The organism is Pseudomonas sp. RG1 (genome assembly GCF_025910115.1).
GTDB classification, from domain to species: domain Bacteria; phylum Pseudomonadota; class Gammaproteobacteria; order Pseudomonadales; family Pseudomonadaceae; genus Aquipseudomonas; species Aquipseudomonas atacamensis.
The window spans coordinates 34270-50462 of sequence record NZ_JAPCIK010000051.1; the positions used below are offsets into that span (position 1 = coordinate 34270).

At 55.7% G+C, this 16193-nt stretch carries 12 protein-coding genes and 4 tRNA genes; all 16 read right to left on the reverse strand.

Annotated elements, in window-relative coordinates; genetic code table 11:
* Window positions 1-188: 188 nt before the first annotated feature.
* Window positions 189-4388 (reverse strand): DNA-directed RNA polymerase subunit beta', encoded by a 4200-nt coding sequence (rpoC, locus tag OK411_RS25220; RefSeq protein WP_016772940.1) that lies wholly within the window; start codon window positions 4386-4388, stop codon window positions 189-191.
* A gap of 64 nt (window positions 4389-4452) precedes the next feature.
* Entirely contained in the window at window positions 4453-8526 is a 4074-nt protein-coding gene (gene rpoB, locus OK411_RS25225) for a DNA-directed RNA polymerase subunit beta (RefSeq protein WP_016772939.1), read from the reverse strand.
* A gap of 221 nt (window positions 8527-8747) precedes the next feature.
* Window positions 8748-9113, reverse strand: a complete 366-nt coding sequence (gene rplL, locus OK411_RS25230; RefSeq protein ID WP_007962228.1) for a 50S ribosomal protein L7/L12 — start codon at window positions 9111-9113, stop codon at window positions 8748-8750.
* A 73-nt stretch (window positions 9114-9186) separates the two neighbouring features.
* Complete coding sequence (gene rplJ, locus OK411_RS25235) at window positions 9187-9687, reverse strand: 50S ribosomal protein L10 (RefSeq protein ID WP_264365841.1); 501 nt, start codon at window positions 9685-9687, stop codon at window positions 9187-9189.
* A 198-nt stretch (window positions 9688-9885) separates the two neighbouring features.
* Window positions 9886-10581, reverse strand: coding sequence for a 50S ribosomal protein L1 (gene rplA, locus OK411_RS25240; RefSeq protein ID WP_016772938.1), 696 nt, complete (start codon window positions 10579-10581; stop codon window positions 9886-9888).
* A complete protein-coding gene (rplK, locus tag OK411_RS25245) occupies window positions 10581-11012 on the reverse strand; it encodes a 50S ribosomal protein L11 (protein WP_003176435.1) in 432 nt (143 codons plus the stop codon). Before rplK ends, rplA begins: the two co-directional genes overlap by 1 nt.
* A 118-nt stretch (window positions 11013-11130) precedes the next feature.
* Window positions 11131-11664: a transcription termination/antitermination protein NusG gene (gene nusG / locus OK411_RS25250; RefSeq protein ID WP_007957598.1), complete on the reverse strand. Its 534-nt coding sequence runs from the start codon at window positions 11662-11664 to the stop codon at window positions 11131-11133.
* Between the two features lie 9 nt (window positions 11665-11673).
* Window positions 11674-12042, reverse strand: a complete 369-nt coding sequence (gene secE, locus OK411_RS25255; protein WP_016772937.1) for a preprotein translocase subunit SecE — start codon at window positions 12040-12042, stop codon at window positions 11674-11676.
* 45 nt (window positions 12043-12087) lie between these two features.
* A tRNA-Trp gene (locus OK411_RS25260) sits at window positions 12088-12163 on the reverse strand.
* A 53-nt stretch (window positions 12164-12216) separates the two neighbouring features.
* Window positions 12217-13410, reverse strand: coding sequence for an elongation factor Tu (gene tuf / locus OK411_RS25265; protein ID WP_064361246.1), 1194 nt, complete (start codon window positions 13408-13410; stop codon window positions 12217-12219).
* 85 nt (window positions 13411-13495) lie between these two features.
* A tRNA-Thr gene (locus OK411_RS25270) sits at window positions 13496-13571 on the reverse strand.
* Between the two features lie 27 nt (window positions 13572-13598).
* Window positions 13599-13672: transfer RNA gene (locus OK411_RS25275), tRNA-Gly, on the reverse strand.
* A 25-nt stretch (window positions 13673-13697) separates the two neighbouring features.
* Window positions 13698-13782 (reverse strand) — tRNA-Tyr (locus OK411_RS25280).
* A gap of 142 nt (window positions 13783-13924) precedes the next feature.
* The gene (locus OK411_RS25285; protein WP_024014525.1) at window positions 13925-14356 is read right to left on the reverse strand and encodes a hypothetical protein; all 432 of its coding nucleotides are present in this window, start codon (window positions 14354-14356) and stop codon (window positions 13925-13927) included.
* A gap of 7 nt (window positions 14357-14363) precedes the next feature.
* Entirely contained in the window at window positions 14364-15116 is a 753-nt protein-coding gene (locus OK411_RS25290; RefSeq protein ID WP_217878905.1) for a pantothenate kinase, read from the reverse strand.
* Window positions 15106-16059, reverse strand: a complete 954-nt coding sequence (gene birA / locus OK411_RS25295; protein ID WP_217878906.1) for a bifunctional biotin--[acetyl-CoA-carboxylase] ligase/biotin operon repressor BirA — start codon at window positions 16057-16059, stop codon at window positions 15106-15108. Before birA ends, OK411_RS25290 begins: the two co-directional genes overlap by 11 nt.
* Window positions 16060-16193: the final 134 nt, after the last annotated feature.

Here is a 16193-nt window from a genome sequence, read left to right on the forward strand (position 1 = left end):
CTATTGTCTTGCAAGAAAAGCAAAATGGCAGGAACGAATTCCCGCCAAATTTAGGGGATCAAGAGTCTAAAGAGGATCTTGATTCCAGTCAAGGCAAGGCCCCGACCTCCCCGCCCATCGAACCTTGACTTAATGTCTCGATTCGACGAACGGAGCGATCAGGGCCTCACGCTCGTTTATCGCAGAACTCAGTTACCGCTCGAGTTCAGCGCTTCGGTCAGTGCAGCTTCCACTTCACTGGCGCTTACGCGCAACGGCTTGTCGGCATCACGGCGACGCTTGCGCTCGCTGTGATAGGCAAGACCGGTACCGGCCGGGATCAGACGACCCACGACTACGTTTTCTTTCAGGCCGCGCAGGTAATCGCGCTTGCCGGTGACTGCCGCTTCGGTCAGTACGCGGGTGGTTTCCTGGAAGGAAGCCGCCGAGATGAACGATTCGGTGGACAACGACGCCTTGGTGATACCCAGCAGAACGCGAGTGAACTTGGAGACAAACTTGTCTTCCGCGCTCAGACGCTCGTTCTCTACCAGAACGTGAGTCAGTTCCATCTGGTCGCCCTTGATGAAGCTGGAATCGCCGGACTCGGAGATCTCAACTTTACGCAGCATCTGACGCAGGATGGTCTCGATGTGCTTGTCGTTGATCTTCACACCTTGCAGACGATAAACGTCCTGGATCTCGTTGACGATGTACTTGGCCAGCGCGCTTACACCCAGCAGACGCAGGATGTCGTGCGGATCGCTTGGACCGTCGGAGATAACTTCGCCGCGGTTTACCTGTTCGCCTTCGAAGACGTTCAGGTGACGCCACTTCGGAATCAGCTCTTCGTACGGATCGCTACCGTCGTTCGGGGTAATGACCAGACGGCGCTTGCCTTTGGTTTCTTTACCGAACGCGATGGTGCCGCTGACTTCAGCCAGAATCGACGCTTCTTTCGGACGACGGGCTTCGAACAGGTCGGCAACACGCGGCAGACCACCGGTGATGTCACGGGTCTTCGAAGTTTCCTGCGGGATACGAGCGATAACGTCACCGATCGCAATCTTCGCACCGTCAGCCACACCGACCAGGGCGTTGGCTGGCAGGAAGTACTGAGCGATAACGTCAGTGCCTGGCAGCAACAGATCCTTGCCGTTGTCGTCGACCATCTTCACTGCTGGACGGATTTCCTTACCGGCAGCTGGACGATCTTTCGCGTCAAGTACTTCAATGTTGGTCATACCGGTCAATTCGTCAGTCTGACGCTTGATCGTGATGCCTTCTTCCATGCCCACGTAGGTCACGGTACCTTTCATTTCGGTAACGATCGGGTGAGTGTGCGGATCCCACTTGGCCACGATTGCGCCAGCGTCGACCTTGTCACCTTCCTTAACCGAAATCACAGCACCGTACGGCAGCTTGTAACGCTCGCGCTCACGACCGAAGTCGTCCGCGATTGCCAGCTCACCGGAACGGGACACAGCAACCAGATGGCCATCCACTCGCTCAACGTGCTTCAGGTTGTGCAGACGGACGGTACCGCCATTCTTCACCTGAACGCTGTCGGCTGCGGAAGTACGGCTTGCCGCACCACCGATGTGGAACGTACGCATGGTCAGCTGAGTACCCGGCTCACCGATGGACTGGGCAGCGATAACGCCGACCGCTTCACCGATGTTCACCTGGTGACCACGAGCCAGATCACGGCCGTAGCACTTGGCGCAGATGCCGTAGCGGGTTTCGCAGCTGATCGGCGAACGAACGATCACTTCGTCGATGCTGTTCAGCTCGATGAACTCGACCCACTTCTCGTCAACCAGAGTGCCGGCAGGAACGATAACGTCCTCGGTACCCGGCTTGAATACGTCACGGGCAATGACACGACCCAATACGCGCTCACCCAACGGTTCTACAACGTCACCGCCTTCAATGTGCGGAGTCATCAGCAGACCGTGTTCGGTGCCGCAATCGATCTCGGTTACTACCAGATCCTGCGCCACGTCTACCAGACGACGAGTCAGGTAACCGGAGTTAGCGGTTTTCAACGCGGTATCCGCCAGACCTTTACGAGCACCGTGAGTCGAGATGAAGTACTGAAGTACGCTCAGACCTTCACGGAAGTTCGCAGTAATCGGCGTTTCAATGATGGAACCATCCGGCTTGGCCATCAGACCACGCATACCGGCCAGCTGACGAATCTGTGCTGCGGAACCCCGCGCACCCGAGTCAGCCATCATGTACATCGAGTTGAAAGACTCTTGGTCGACTTCGTCGCCGTGACGGTCGATGACTTTCTCTTTCGAGAGGTTGGCCATCATCGCCTTGGAAACTTCGTCGTTCGCTTTCGACCAGAGGTCGATCACTTTGTTGTACTTCTCGCCCTGGGTTACCAGGCCGGAGGCGTACTGGCTCTCGATCTCTTTCACTTCGTCGGTGGCTGCACCGATGATGCGGGCTTTTTCATCCGGGATAACGAAGTCGTTAACACCGATGGAAACGCCGGAGATGGTCGAGTAAGCGAAACCGGTGTACATCAACTGGTCAGCGAAGATCACGGTCTCTTTCAGACCAACCACGCGGTAGCACTGGTTGATCAGCTTGGAGATCGCCTTTTTCTTCATCGGCAGGTTGACTACGTCGAACGACAGACCTTTTGGCACAACCTGGAACAGCAGCGCACGGCCGACAGTGGTGTCGACAATACGGGTACCGCTCACGCTGTTGCCATCACGGTCGTTGACGGTTTCGTTGATACGAACCTTGACCTTGGCGTGCAGTGCGGCTTCGCCGGCACGGAACACACGGTCGACTTCCTGCAGATCCGCGAAAACACGACCTTCGCCCTTGGCGTTGATCGCTTCACGAGTCATGTAGTACAGACCCAATACAACGTCCTGCGACGGAACGATGATTGGCTCACCGTTGGCTGGCGACAGAATGTTGTTGGTCGACATCATCAACGCACGCGCTTCGAGCTGGGCTTCCAGCGTCAGCGGTACGTGCACGGCCATCTGGTCGCCGTCGAAGTCGGCGTTGTACGCGGCGCAGACCAGAGGGTGCAGCTGGATAGCCTTACCTTCGATCAGTACCGGTTCAAACGCCTGGATACCCAGACGGTGAAGGGTCGGCGCACGGTTGAGCAGAACCGGGTGTTCGCGAATCACTTCAGCGAGAACGTCCCAAACCTCTGGCAACTCGCGCTCGACCATTTTCTTGGCCGCTTTGATGGTGGTCGCCAGACCACGCATTTCCAGCTTGCCGAAAATGAACGGCTTGAACAGCTCGAGAGCCATCTTCTTCGGCAGACCGCACTGGTGCAGACGCAGGGTCGGGCCTACGGTAATTACCGAACGACCGGAGTAGTCAACACGCTTACCGAGCAAGTTCTGACGGAAACGACCTTGCTTACCCTTGATCATGTCAGCCAGGGATTTCAGAGGACGCTTGTTGGAACCAGTGATAGCGCGGCCACGACGACCGTTGTCGAGCAGTGCATCGACCGCTTCCTGCAACATACGCTTTTCGTTGCGCACGATGATGTCCGGCGCGGACAGATCCAGCAGGCGCTTCAAACGGTTGTTACGGTTGATCACTCGACGATACAGATCGTTGAGGTCGGAGGTCGCGAAACGACCGCCATCCAGCGGGACCAGTGGACGCAGATCTGGCGGCAGAACCGGCAGAACGGTCAGCACCATCCACTCTGGCAGGTTGCCGGAACCCTGGAAGGCTTCCATCAACTTCAGACGCTTGGACAGCTTCTTGATCTTGGTTTCCGAGTTGGTTTGCGGAATCTCTTCGCGCAGACGGCCAATCTCGTGCTCCAGGTCGATAGCGTGCAGCAGTTCACGGACAGCTTCGGCACCCATGCGGGCGTCGAAATCGTCACCGAACTCTTCCAGCGCTTCGAAATACTGCTCGTCGTTCAGCAGCTGACCTTTTTCAAGGGTGGTCATGCCTGGATCGATAACGACATAGCTCTCGAAGTAGAGAACGCGTTCGATATCACGCAGGGTCATGTCCATCAGCAGGCCGATACGCGACGGCAGCGATTTCAGGAACCAGATGTGGGCAACCGGCGAAGCCAGTTCAATGTGCGCCATGCGCTCACGACGAACCTTGGCCAGTGCAACTTCAACGCCGCACTTCTCGCAGATCACACCACGGTGCTTCAAGCGCTTGTACTTACCGCACAGGCACTCGTAATCCTTTACCGGACCAAAGATCTTGGCGCAGAACAGGCCGTCACGCTCGGGTTTGAACGTACGGTAGTTGATGGTTTCCGGCTTTTTAACTTCACCGAACGACCACGAACGGATCATCTCCGGCGAGGCCAATCCGATGCGGATGGCGTCGAACTCTTCGACTTGACCCTGGTTTTTCAGCAAATTCAGTAGGTCTTTCAAGGCCTTTCCTCCTGGCGGAGCAGAGAGCGGGCATTCCTGCCCCGCTCTCGATTCGCGTCACGTGTTATTCGGTTTCCAGATCGATATCGATGCCGAGGGAACGAATTTCCTTGATCAACACGTTGAAGGACTCGGGCATGCCCGGCTCCATACGGTGATCGCCATCCACGATGTTCTTGTACATCTTGGTACGGCCGTTCACATCGTCCGACTTCACTGTGAGCATTTCTTGCAGAGTGTAAGCAGCACCGTATGCTTCCAGTGCCCAGACCTCCATCTCCCCGAAACGCTGACCACCGAACTGCGCCTTACCACCCAGCGGCTGCTGGGTAACCAGGCTGTAAGAACCGGTAGAACGCGCGTGCATCTTGTCGTCTACCAAGTGGTTCAGCTTCAGCATGTACATGTAGCCAACGGTAACTGGACGCTCGAACTTGTTGCCGGTACGGCCGTCGGTCAGTTGCATCTGGCCGCTTTCCGGCAGGTCTGCCAGTTTCAGCATGGCCTTGATTTCGCTTTCCTTGGCGCCGTCGAACACTGGAGTGGCCATTGGAACGCCGCCACGCAGGTTGTTCGCCAGATCGAGGATTTCCTGATCGGAGAAGCTGTCCAGATCTTCGTTACGACCGCCGATCTGGTTGTAGATCTCGTCCAGGAAGGTGCGCAGTTCAGCGACTTTACGCTGCTCTTCGACCATCCGGTTGATCTTCTCGCCCAGACCTTTGGCCGCGAGGCCCAGGTGGGTTTCGAGGATCTGACCAACGTTCATACGCGAAGGTACGCCCAGCGGGTTGAGGACCACGTCGACCGGGGTGCCATTGGCATCGTGCGGCATGTCTTCAACCGGCATGATCACGGAGACCACACCCTTGTTACCGTGACGACCGGCCATCTTGTCGCCCGGCTGGATGCGGCGACGGATTGCCAGGTAAACCTTGACGATTTTCAGCACGCCTGGAGCCAGGTCATCGCCCTGCTGCAGTTTGCGCTTCTTGTCTTCGAACTTGTCGTCCAGCAGACGGCGACGATCAACGATGTAGGCCTGAGCCTTCTCGAGCTGCTCGTTCAGAGCATCTTCAGCCATGCGCAGTTTGAACCACTGGCCGTGCTCAAGACCGTCGAGTACTTCGTCGGTGATGTCCTGACCTTTCTTCAGGCCGGCGCCGCCTTCGGCCTTGTGGCCTACCAGTGCGGAACGCAGACGCTCGAAAGTCGCGCCTTCAACGATGCGGAACTCTTCGTTCAGATCCTTGCGGATCTCGTCCAGCTGGGACTTCTCGATCGACAGTGCACGAGCATCACGCTCAACGCCGTCACGGGTGAAGACCTGTACGTCGATGACAGTACCTTTGGTGCCGGTAGGCACGCGCAGAGAGGTGTCTTTAACGTCGCTGGCTTTTTCACCGAAGATTGCACGCAGCAGTTTTTCTTCCGGAGTCAGTTGGGTCTCGCCTTTCGGAGTGACCTTGCCAACCAGGATGTCGCCTGCGCCTACTTCAGCACCTACGTAAACGATACCGGCTTCGTCCAGCTTGTTCAGTGCAGCTTCACCCACGTTCGGGATGTCCGCAGTGATTTCCTCTGGGCCAAGCTTGGTGTCACGGGCCACACAGGTCAGTTCCTGAATGTGGATCGTGGTGAAACGGTCTTCCTGAACCACACGCTCGGACAGGCAGATGGAGTCTTCGAAGTTGAAGCCGTTCCATGCCATGAACGCGATGCGCATGTTCTGACCCAGCGCCAGTTCACCCATGTCGGTGGACGGGCCGTCGGCCATGATGTCGCTACGCTGAACGCGATCACCTTTACGCACCAGCGGACGCTGGTTGATGCAGGTGTTCTGGTTCGAGCGGGTGTACTTGGTCAGGTTGTAGATGTCGACACCGGCTTCACCGGTTTCAACTTCGTCATCGGCAACACGAACCACGATACGGCTGGCATCGACGGAATCGATCACGCCACCACGACGAGCCACGACGCAAACGCCGGAGTCACGGGCTACGTTACGCTCCATGCCGGTACCTACCAGCGGCTTGTCAGCGCGCAGAGTCGGTACAGCCTGACGCTGCATGTTCGAACCCATCAACGCACGGTTGGCGTCGTCGTGCTCGAGGAACGGAATCAGCGACGCTGCAACCGATACAACCTGCTTCGGCGAAACGTCCATCAGGGTGACGTCTTCCGGCGCCTTGACGGTGAATTCGTTCAGGTGACGTACGGCAACCAGTTCGTCGATCAGGACTTTCTGCTCGTTCATGGTCGCCGAAGCCTGCGCGATCACGTGATCGGCTTCTTCAATAGCGGACAGGAACACGATCTCGTCGGTGACGACACCCTCTTTCACCACGCGGTACGGGCTTTCCAGGAAGCCGTACTGGTTGGTGCGAGCGTACGCAGCCAAGGAGTTGATCAGGCCGATGTTCGGACCTTCCGGCGTTTCAATCGGGCAGACACGACCGTAGTGAGTCGGGTGTACGTCACGGACTTCGAAGCCTGCGCGCTCACGAGTCAGACCGCCAGGGCCGAGTGCAGAGACACGACGCTTGTGGGTGATCTCGGACAGCGGGTTGTTCTGGTCCATGAACTGCGACAGCTGGCTGGAACCGAAGAACTCTTTCACCGCCGCAGCCACTGGCTTGGCGTTGATCAGGTCTTGCGGCATCAGGCCTTCGCTTTCAGCCATCGACAGACGCTCTTTGACCGCACGCTCAACACGTACCAGGCCAACGCGGAACTGGTTCTCGGCCATTTCGCCTACGCAGCGAACACGACGGTTACCCAGGTGGTCGATGTCATCGACGATGCCTTTACCGTTGCGGATGTCGACCAGAGTCTTCAGGACCGCGACGATGTCTTCCTTGCACAGCACGCCCGAACCTTCGATCTCGGTACGACCGATACGACGGTTGAACTTCATCCGGCCGACCGCAGACAGGTCATAGCGCTCAGGGCTGAAGAACAGGTTGTTGAACAGGGTTTCGGCAGCGTCTTTGGTTGGCGGCTCGCCTGGACGCATCATGCGATAGATCTCGACCAGCGCTTCCAATTGGTTGCTGGTGGAGTCGATCTTCAGCGTGTCGGAGACGAACGGACCGCAGTCGATGTCGTTGGTGTACAGGGTCTCGATGCGAACGACCTGAGCCTTGGCGATTTTTGCCAGGACTTCAGTGTTCAGCTCGGTGTTGCATTCGGCCAGGATTTCTCCGGTAGCCGGGTGCACGATAGCCTTGGCGGTGGTGCGGCCAAGGACGTAGTCCAGTGGCACGTCCAGCGTCTTGATACCGGCTTTTTCGATCTGGTTGATGTGGCGCGCGGTAATACGGCGGCCTTGCTCAACGATGACCTTGCCCTTCTCGTCCTGGATGTCCAGAACCGCAACTTCACCACGCAGGCGCGACGGCACCAGTTCCAGGCTGAGGGTTTCGCCGCTCAGGTGGAATACGTTGGTGGTGTAGAACGCGTCCAGCACTTCTTCGGTGGTGTAACCGAGTGCGCGCAGCAGTACCGAAGCCGGCAGTTTGCGACGACGGTCGATACGCACGAAGACGCAGTCTTTCGGGTCGAATTCGAAGTCCAGCCACGAACCGCGGTAAGGAATGATGCGAGCCGAGTACAGCAGTTTGCCGGAGCTGTGCGTCTTGCCGCGGTCGTGGTCGAAGAACACGCCCGGGGAACGGTGCAGCTGGGAAACGATAACACGCTCGGTACCGTTGATTACGAAGGTACCGTTCTCAGTCATCAGGGGAATTTCACCCATGTAGACTTCTTGCTCTTTGATGTCCTTGATCGCTTTGTTCGACGATTCTTTGTCGAAAATGATCAGGCGCACTTTTACCCGCAAAGGTACGGCGAAAGTCACACCGCGCAATACGCATTCTTTGACATCAAATGCCGGTTCGCCCAGGCGATAACCGACGTACTCCAGCGCAGCATTGCCGGAGTAGCTGATGATCGGGAAAACGGATTTGAAGGCCGCATGCAGGCCCACGTCGCGGAACTGATCTTTAGTCGCTCCCGCTTGCAAGAATTCACGATACGAATCCAGCTGGATGGCCAGGAGGTAAGGCACATCCATGACGTCCGGCAACTTGCTAAAGTCCTTGCGGATACGTTTTTTCTCAGTATATGAGTAAGCCATCAGCGTTCCCCAGCTTGGTCACCTGCTTGTTTGGCCCCTCCCGACGGGAGCAGCCAGAAAATCGTGCAAACCCCATGGTTTGCGCCACCGCATCGGGTGGTTACAGCGCCTTTATCAGCACCGACCCAGTCGGCTGCCAATAACGGAAAAAGGCCGGTGGCAAGAGCCACCAGCCATCAGCCTGTCGCTTGACGCTCGGGCTGGAGGAGCAAAGTCGATGCTTACTTCAGCTCGACTTTAGCGCCTGCTTCTTCCAGCTTCTTCTTGGCGTCTTCAGCCGCTTCTTTCGAAACGCCTTCAGCTACAACCTGAGGAGCGCCGTCTACTTTCTCTTTGGCTTCTTTCAGGCCCAGACCGGTCAGTTCACGAACTGCCTTGATCACGTTAACCTTCTTCTCGCCAGCTTCCAGCAGAACAACGTTGAACTCGGTTTGCTCTTCAACAGCAGCAGCAGCTACAGCTGGGCCAGCCGAAGCGGCAGCAGCGGTAACACCGAAGGTTTCTTCCATCGCTTTGATCAGCTCAACGATTTCCACTACGGATTTCTGGCCGATTGCTTCGATGATTTGTTCGTTAGTCAGAGACATGACTCAATTCCTGAATTGGGGGACGGCCTACGCGACCATCGAAATAAACAAAAAACGCGAGAAGTGACGAGCCTTAGGCTGCGGCAGCTTCTTTCTGGTCGCGAATTGCCGCCAGAGTACGAGCCAATTTGCTGGTTGCGCCTTGAATCACGCTCATCAGCTGAGAAACTGCTTCGTCACGGGTCGGCAGAGTTGCCAGTACGTCGATCTGATTAGCTGCGAGGAACTTGCCCTCGAACGCAGCTGCCTTGATCTCGAACTTGTCCTGACCCTTGGCAAACTCTTTGAAGATACGGGCAGCAGCGCCCGGATGTTCGTTCGAGAATGCAATCAGGGTCGGGCCGGTGAACACGTCGTTGAGGACACTGTATTGAGTGTCAGCAACAGCGCGCTTGAGCAGGGTGTTACGTACAACACGTACGTAAACGCCAGCTTCACGAGCCTCTTTACGGAGTCCGGTCATTGCGCCTACTGTTACGCCACGTGCATCAACCACGACAGCGGACAGAGCGACTTTGGCAGCCTCGTTGACTTCAGCGACGATGGCCTTCTTGTCTTCGAGATTAATTGCCACGGGTTTAACTCCTGCTTGTTACCGTTTCATTCGATCGGAACCGAATGTCGTTTTGGTGTCTGATTCGGTAAGGAACCGGGAGCACCATCTGCGTAGGCTTGAGGTTTAAGGCTTGCGCCGCCTACGGTCTTGGATAGCCCCCGCCAGGCAGGGACCCCAATCTTTCAATTGGCGCGGCAAACCGCGCCAACCTTTGTCTTACGCGTCGAGCGAGCTCTGGTCGATAACCAGACCTGGGCCCATGGTGGTGCTCAGGGTAACGCGCTTGACGTAAATGCCTTTCGAGGAAGCCGGCTTGATACGCTTCAGATCAGCGATCAGGGCTTCAACGTTTTCCTTCAGCTTGACGGCGTCGAAGCCCATCTTGCCAACGGAAGTGTGGATGATGCCGTTTTTGTCGGTGCGATAACGAACCTGACCAGCTTTGGCGTTCTTGACCGCGTTGGCTACGTCTGGAGTTACGGTGCCGACTTTCGGGTTAGGCATCAGGCCACGTGGACCGAGGATCTGACCCAACTGACCTACAACGCGCATGGCATCCGGGGATGCGATCACTACGTCATAGTTCAGGTCGCCGCCTTTCATTTCGGCAGCCAGGTCGTCCATACCTACACGGTCAGCGCCGGCAGCCAGAGCGGCCTCAGCAGCTGGACCCTGGGTGAACACAGCAACGCGAACGGTCTTGCCAGTGCCGTGTGGCAGCACAGTAGCGCTACGAACAACCTGGTCAGATTTACGCGGGTCTACACCCAGGTTTACAGCAACGTCGAACGACTCGCTGAACTTGACAGTCGACAGCTCGGCCAGCAGAGCAGCGGCGTCTACAATGTTGTAGGCCTTGCCTGCTTCGATTTTGCCGGCGATAGCCTTTTGACGCTTGGTCAGCTTAGCCATTACACACCCTCCACGTTAAGGCCCATGCTACGAGCAGAACCGGCGATAGTACGCACGGCTGCATCCATATCAGCTGCAGTCAAATCCGCGTTTTTGGTTTTCGCGATTTCTTCCAGCTGAGCACGGGTAACAGTGCCAACCTTAACGGTGTTCGGACGAGCGGAACCGCTGGTCAGACCGGCCGCCTTCTTCAGCAGAACCGAAGCAGGGGTGGATTTGGTTTCGAAAGTGAAGCTACGGTCGCTGTAGACAGTGATGATCACTGGAGTCGGCAGACCTGGCTCAAGACCCTGGGTACGGGCGTTGAAAGCCTTGCAGAATTCCATGATGTTCACGCCGTGCTGACCCAGAGCAGGACCAACCGGTGGACTTGGGTTAGCCTGAGCGGCCTTCACTTGCAGCTTGATGTAAGCGGTAATCTTCTTGGCCATGAGGCACTCCAATTACGGGTTCGAACGCCTCGAAAGGCTCCCCGGTTACTTGCGCGTTTATCCCAGTGACGACAAAACCCCACAGCCTAAGGCTGCGGGGTTGGGATTGCTTGTCCAGTTAGACCTTCTCGACCTGACTGAACTCGAGCTCCACCGGAGTAGAGCGACCGAAAATGAGCACTGCCACTTGGATCCGGCTCTTTTCGTAGTTAACTTCTTCCACAACGCCATTGAAATCAGCGAATGGACCGTCATTGACACGTACCGTCTCGCCCGGCTCGAACAACGTCTTCGGCTTCGGCTTGTCGCTACCATCAGCAACGCGACGCAGAATCGCTTCTGCCTCTTTATCGGTAATTGGTGCAGGCTTGTCGGCAGTACCGCCGATGAACCCCATCACCCGAGGAGTATCCTTGACCAAGTGCCAAGTACCCTCGTTCATATCCATCTGGACCAGCACATAGCCCGGGAAGAACTTCCGTTCGCTTTTGCGCTTCTGGCCGTTACGCATCTCTACCACTTCTTCAGTGGGAACCAGAATCTCGCCGAAGCCATCTTCCATGCCAGCCAGCTTTACGCGCTCGATCAGCGAGCGCATCACATGCTTCTCGTAACCCGAGTAAGCATGCACAACATACCAACGCTTAGCCACGGGACACCCTTAGCCGACAATCAAGGAAACAAGCCAGCCGAGCAGGGAATCAAGACCCCACAACAGCAACGCCATAACCAGAACAACAGCCACGACAATCAGCGTGGTTTGCGTGGTTTCTTGGCGAGTTGGCCACACGACTTTACGAATCTCGGTGCGAGCTTCCTTAACCAGTACAAAGAAAGACTTGCCCTTCGCGGTCTGCAGGCCTACAAAGGCAGCTACAGCAGCAATGGCAAGCAAAGCGAGTACACGGTACAGGATCGGCGACGCAGCGTAATACTGATTGCCAACAACGCCAACAACTACCAAAGCGACTACTACAAGCCACTTGAGCAGATCGAAGCGAGAGCCTTGAGCTTCAGCTTTAGGAGTCATCTATGAAGATCCTGTGAAAAGAAAGCCAGACACACCGAGTGAATCTGGCAGGTCAGGAGGGAATCGAACCCCCAACCTACGGTTTTGGAGACCGTCGCTCTGCCAATTGAGCTACTGACCTAAAACAAAATCAGGCCGACCATTATGCCGGCCCGAAAAATACATTACAACCGCTTATTCGATGATTTTGGCTACGACGCCAGCGCCGACGGTACGACCGCCTTCACGGATAGCGAAACGCAGACCGTCTTCCATCGCGATGGTTTTGATCAGGGTAACAGTCATCTGAATGTTGTCACCTGGCATTACCATTTCAACGCCTTCTGGCAGCTCGCAGTTACCAGTCACGTCAGTAGTACGGAAGTAGAACTGTGGACGGTAGCCTTTGAAGAACGGAGTGTGACGACCGCCTTCTTCCTTGCTCAGAACGTAAACTTCTGCGGTGAACTTGGTGTGCGGCTTGACCGAACCTGGCTTGACCAGAACCTGGCCACGCTCAACGTCGTCACGCTTGGTACCACGCAACAGAACGCCGCAGTTCTCGCCAGCACGACCTTCGTCGAGCAGCTTGCGGAACATTTCAACACCGGTGCAAGTAGTAACGGTGGTGTCACGCAGACCAACGATTTCCAGCGGATCCTGAACGCGAACGATACCGCGCTCGATACGACCAGTCACAACAGTACCGCGACCCGAGATCGAGAATACGTCTTCGATTGGCATCAGGAATGGCTTGTCGATCATACGAACTGGTTCTGGGATGTAGGCATCCAGAGTTTCAACCAGTTTCTTGACGGCAGTGGTGCCCATCTCGTTGTCGTCTTTGCCTTCCAGCGCCATACGAGCCGAACCGATGATGATCGGAGTGTCGTCGCCCGGGAAGTCGTAAGTCGACAGCAGGTCACGAACTTCCATCTCAACCAGTTCCAGCAGCTCAGCGTCGTCTACCAGGTCAGCCTTGTTCAGGAAGACCACGATGTACGGAACGCCAACCTGACGGGACAGCAGGATGTGCTCACGGGTTTGCGGCATCGGACCATCAGCGGCCGAGCAAACCAGGATAGCGCCGTCCATCTGAGCAGCACCGGTGATCATGTTCTTCACGTAGTCAGCGTGACCTGGGCAGTCAACGTGAGCGTAGTGACGGATCTTCGAGTTGTACTCAACGTGCGCGGTGTTGATGGTGATACCGCGAGCTTTTTCTTCTGGTGCGCTGTCAATCTTGTCGAAGTCAACGATTGCAGAACCGAAAACTTCGGAGCAAACGCGAGTCAGAGCAGCAGTCAGAGTGGTTTTACCGTGGTCAACGTGACCAATGGTCCCAACGTTGACGTGGGGCAGGGAACGATCAAATTTTTCCTTAGCCATCGATATCACCCTCTACAGAAGAAATTAGACAAACAATATCAACCATTAAAACAAAGGCAGATATTTTCATATCTGCCTTGTTATATGGAGCTCTTGAGCGGATTTGAACCGCTGACCTCACCCTTACCAAGGGTGTGCTCTACCAACTGAGCTACAAGAGCAAAACCCTTTTGCACAACCTGCAAACTTGGAGCGGGTAGCGGGAATCGAACCCGCATCATCAGCTTGGAAGGCTGAGGTTCTACCACTAAACTATACCCGCGGAGCCTGCAGCTCACGCTTAAATCTGGTGGAGGGAGAAGGATTCGAACCTTCGAAGTCGTAGACGTCAGATTTACAGTCTGATCCCTTTGGCCGCTCGGGAACCCCTCCTAATCAGGCCGGCATTCTATATCATGCCCAACCTCTGTCAAGCATTTTCTCATTTAAAAACCTGAGGTTAGCTGCGTTGACACGCTTCACTTCGAATCCCGTTTAAGGTGTTCGCTGTGGAGCGGGCGCCATTCTATGCAAACTATTGAGCAGGTGCAACCCCTTCGCACAGCATTATTTTATGTTTTAACCCATTGAATTCCTTGGAAAGGTTTTGCAACTGCTGATCGCCCAACAACGGCTGGCCATCCGGCGCAACTGCAAGCCAGTAACCGCTTCCTGCAGCAGCTTTCGGCACGGATTGAGCATTGACCTTCATCGCCACCAGGCGCTGTTGCAACCTGGCAATTGAATCCTCTTCAGAAAATCCACCAAGGAAAAGACACTGCTGACGCGGCACCACCTGCCCTCTCCCGCTTTCACCAGCAGTTTCGCTCAGTAGACGGATATCCTGCTGCGCACCGCGATACAGACTAAGGGGCGTTACATCTTTGGCTCGCAAGGGCGCTTCCTGCTGATGCCAGACATAGTAAAAAACATTGAGAACCACTAGAAGCAGGAACAACCAACGCATATAAACCTCAGGACAAGGGACACGCCATCGCCAAGCCGACGAAAACCAGGTCGGGCACAACCCTGGCGTCAGGCGCGACGCCTTTAACCAACTCGGCATCCCCTCCCGTAACAAAGACGGTGAATTGCTCCCCCCAGTACGCTCGAGCCAGCTCTAATTGAGTGAGAACAAAGCCCCTCAGCATCAAAGAACAACCGCGCTCCACCGCTTCCACGGTGGTACGCCCCGGGACATGACTGGAAAGGGCGCGCTCTGCCGCCTCATCACCATAACGAATTTTACGGGTATGGGTGCGAAGCTGGTTTCGCATCAAAGGCATGCCTGGACAAATGAACCCACCGAGATGCTCACCGTCAGGCCCGACAAAATCGGCAGTAACCGCGGTACCGAAGTCGAGAACCAGACAAGCACTCCCGGCAGCCAGGTGAAAGCCGCCAAGCATCGCCAGCCAGCGATCAAGCCCCAGACGCTCATAGTCTTCGTAGCCGTTTCGAACACCAGACATCTCGCGAGCGGGCTTCGCACACACGATAGGAATACTGAACTCGCGCTCAAGCATTTCGGTTAAAGCGCTGGTTTCCTCGTTAGTCCTGACGCTTACCAAACGACACTTGCGCAGCGAGAGTGACTTTATGATGCGTAGGCTCTCAAGCAAAGCCTGATTGGAATCTACAATTCCTTCCGAGACTAGCTCGCTCGCCGACGCATCCAGCACGCGCCATTTTATAAAGCTATTGCCGCAGTCAAGCTCAAGAATCATCACGCAACCTCAGGCTGAGCTCACCGCCACTAAAGGCCTTTTCGACACCATCTACAATCAAGCGCAACCCGCCTTGGTTATCAATCCCGAGCACTATTCCATCGATACGGCTGTTACCCGCGATCAACGACACGGAACGCCCCTGCCACAGATGATTTTCCGCCCATTCTGCCTGCAGATTTGCGAACCCGTTGAGCTGGTGTTTATGGATATAAGTCTTGAGTTGATTACTCAATTCAACCACCAGAGCATTGCGATCGCAGGCTTTGCCTGACTGCAGTTTTATAGAAGTCCATTGCTGGTCGACCTCATCGGCAACCTGCATATTCACGTTGATTCCTATACCCAATACAACATGACACACATCCGCCGGATCGCCGACGAGTTCGAGCAGAATGCCAGCTATTTTCTTGTTACCCACCAAAACATCATTGGGCCACTTCAAACCGGCATTGGGCACACCGGTGTTTCGCAAGGCCTGCATCACCGCCAAGCCGACAACAAGGCTGAACCCCTCAAGCTGACGCATGCCGCCTTCGATGCGGAGTACAAGGCTGTAATAAAGATTTTCTGCAAATGGGCTTACCCACTTACGACCTCGACGACCACGGCCTGCCAATTGTCGCTCCGCGAGCACCAAAAACGGCGCGGCGGCGCCGTCACTGATGGAGCGCAGAGCTTCGGCATTTGTCGAGTCAACAGAGTCGAACACACGCACCGGCCATTGAGGCATCTTGCTGGTTATTTCCAGAGGATCAAGGAGCGTCAGAGGCGTCGACAATTGATATCCGCGACCGCGAATTTTATGGATCGACAGGCCAAGTTCAGCTTCAAGCTGTTGTAGCTGCTTCCATACAGCACTTCGGCTTATTCCCAGGGCAACGCCCAAGTCCTGTCCGGAATGGAATCGTCCATCCTTCAGTAGATTCAACAACGTCAGCATGCAGGTATCGCCTCACAATGAGGCCCGCATAATAGCCATGCCCCGGGCCGTTGCATAGAAATCAAGCGGACACATTTCTCGCAGGCAAAACAAAACCCCAACTGCTTTCGCAATTGGGGTTTCGGAATTTAATC